Raw genomic sequence first — 2,194 nt, 5'->3', positions numbered from 1 at the left:
TAGACCAGGATCTCGACGTGGCTGGTGGCCTGCTCGATCAGCGATGACCACAACGCTGCGGGGACCGCTCCGCGGTGCGGGTAGTACGTGATCAATTCGGAGGTGCTGGCCGTCTCTGCCTGCTTCTGGACCGACGGCCACACGTAGACCTCGTCCACGCCCAGGAAGCTCGCCGCCTTCCAGCGGTGGCCCCGGTGAGGCGTGCGATCTGTGGTGATCCAGCGCTCCACGCTTTTGGGATCAACCCCGACGTGGTCCGCCACGGACTGGATCGTCTCGCCCTTTGCCGAAATGGCCGCTCGTAACCGCTCGTTCGCCATCGTCGTGCCCTTCCGGGGGACGCCAGGGACGTTTTGACGATAGCTCAGACGTCCCCAAACGTCCATACGGACCGTGATGCGTCCGCCACTTCTCGCGGTCTCCTGAACTCACCGCCGAACGACGGCGGAACGCCTACTCCAACAGGAGACAGACGATGCGTCAGATCCCCGTGGACACCTCCGCCGCCACCGTGATGGTGGCCCAGGCACCCCAGCCCAAGGTCCGCGACCGCCGTACCGGCGAGATCGCCACCGACGCCGAGACCGGCGCAACGATGATGACCGTCGACGTGATGTTCGCGGCCAACGGCGACGTGGAAATCCTGTCCGTGACGGTGCCCGAGCCCGGTATCTCCGGTGACCTGGTGATGGGAACGCCGGTCGCGCTGACCGGCCTGGTGGCCCGGCCGTGGGAGAACGACTTCAACGGGCAGCGCCGCCACGGCATCAGCTTCCGTGCCGTGGCCGTCACCTCTCTCGCCGCCGGCGCCGCGAAGGCGGCCTGACCATGACCCGCTTCACGGTCGCGCTGCTGCTGGTCGTCGCTACCGCACTGGTTCTGCGGTGGCGGCGCCCGGCCTGGTACTGGCTGACCTTCGGGGTCTCGCTCGCGCTGCTGCGGGTGGCCGTCCGGTACGGATCGGTGATGGACGCCTGCGGGCTGACCGTCCCGCCGTCGCGCTGGCGCATGGCACTCGCTCGGGCCGCGAACCGTCCCGTACCGGGCCCGCGGGCACCTCGCATCCTGCGCGTGCGGCCCACCCGGACGGGTCTGGTCATGCGGTTGAAGATGCGCCCCGGACAGGACGCCTTCGATTTCTCGGCGGCCTCCGACCGGCTGCGGCACTCCTTCGCCATGTATGCGGTGACCGCCCGCGAGGTCCGCTCGGGTGTGGTCGAGCTGCGGATGACCGGCTACGACGTTCTCAGGCGGGTGCAGATGCCCGCGAAGGTCGACGCGACACCGATGCGTGTACCTGTCGCGCTGCGCGATGACGGGGAGGTCCACTACCGGGATTACCGGAAGGTGCCGCACGCGCTGAACATCGGCGCTACACAGTCCGGTAAGTCCGTCTATCAGCGCAGGCTCGTCACCGAACTCGCCAAGCAGCACGTCGCCCTGGTCGGCATCGACTGCAAACAGGGCGTCGAGCTCTCCCCGCTGGCCCGCCGGTTCTCGGCCCTGGCCGACAATCCCGACACCGCCGCCGACCTGCTGGAAGCGCTCACCGGACGTATGGCCGACGCCTACCAGCTCATCCGCCGCGAACAGCGCGTGAGCGCCGACACCCCCGATGCGGAGATCGCAGCCGACATCTGGGACCTGCCCGAGAGCCTGCGTCCCGTGCCGGTCGTGCTCCTCATCGACGAGGTAGCAGAGCTGGCCCTCTACGCCACGAAGGAAGAAGAGAAGCGCCGGGACCGGATCGTCACCAACCTGGTCAGCCTCGCCCAGCTCGGCCGCGCCGCCGGCATCTATGTCGAGGTGTGCGGACAGCGCTTCGGCTCCGAACTCGGCAAGGGCATCACGATGCTTCGTGCCCAGCTCACCGGTCGGACCGCGCACCGGGTCAACGACGAGACCAGCGCCAACATGGCGTTCGGCGACATCGCCCCGGACGCAGTGCTGGCCGCGATCCAGATCCCCACCGAGACGCCCGGCGTCGCCGTCGCCGCCGACTCTGCCGGCGGCTGGGTCCGCACCCGGACACCGCTCACCTCGTTGCGGCACGCGGTCAACGTCTGCAACCGCCTTGCGGACCTGACCCCGGAGCTGCCCGAGCTTGCCGCCTTCCGGCCCGCTCTGCCGCCCGTGGCCCCGCCCAAGCCGCTCCGTGCTCCCGCCCCTGTGCGGCTGCCGGACGCTGCCTGAC

The 2,194-nt window shown here is 69.3% G+C and carries 3 protein-coding genes; 2 read left to right on the top strand and 1 reads right to left on the bottom strand.

Annotation, left to right across the window (positions count from 1 at the left end):
- Positions 1 to 320: helix-turn-helix domain-containing protein (locus tag ACIP98_RS42265; RefSeq protein WP_401982192.1), on the bottom strand; the 320-nt coding region annotated here is incomplete at its 3' end.
- A 155-nt stretch (positions 321 to 475) separates the two neighbouring features.
- On the opposite strand from ACIP98_RS42265, the gene ACIP98_RS42260 reads away from it, so the two are divergent.
- A complete protein-coding gene (locus ACIP98_RS42260) occupies positions 476 to 826 on the top strand; it encodes a hypothetical protein (RefSeq protein ID WP_401982191.1) in 351 nt (116 codons plus the stop codon).
- Between the two features lie 2 nt (positions 827 to 828).
- The gene (locus ACIP98_RS42255; protein WP_401982188.1) at positions 829 to 2,193 is read left to right on the top strand and encodes an FtsK/SpoIIIE domain-containing protein; all 1,365 of its coding nucleotides are present in this window, start codon (positions 829 to 831) and stop codon (positions 2,191 to 2,193) included.
- Position 2,194: the final 1 nt, after the last annotated feature.

The organism is Streptomyces sp. NPDC088354, assembly GCF_044753585.1.
Classification (GTDB): Bacteria; Actinomycetota; Actinomycetes; order Streptomycetales; family Streptomycetaceae; genus Actinacidiphila.
This window is presented reverse-complemented; position numbering and strand designations above follow the sequence as displayed.

Coding starts and splice junctions, on each gene's coding strand:
- ACIP98_RS42260 (WP_401982191.1), top strand. CDS start 476: ATGCGTCAGATCCCCGTGGACACCTCCGCCGCCACCGTGATGGTGGCC.
- ACIP98_RS42255 (WP_401982188.1), top strand. CDS start 829: ATGACCCGCTTCACGGTCGCGCTGCTGCTGGTCGTCGCTACCGCACTG.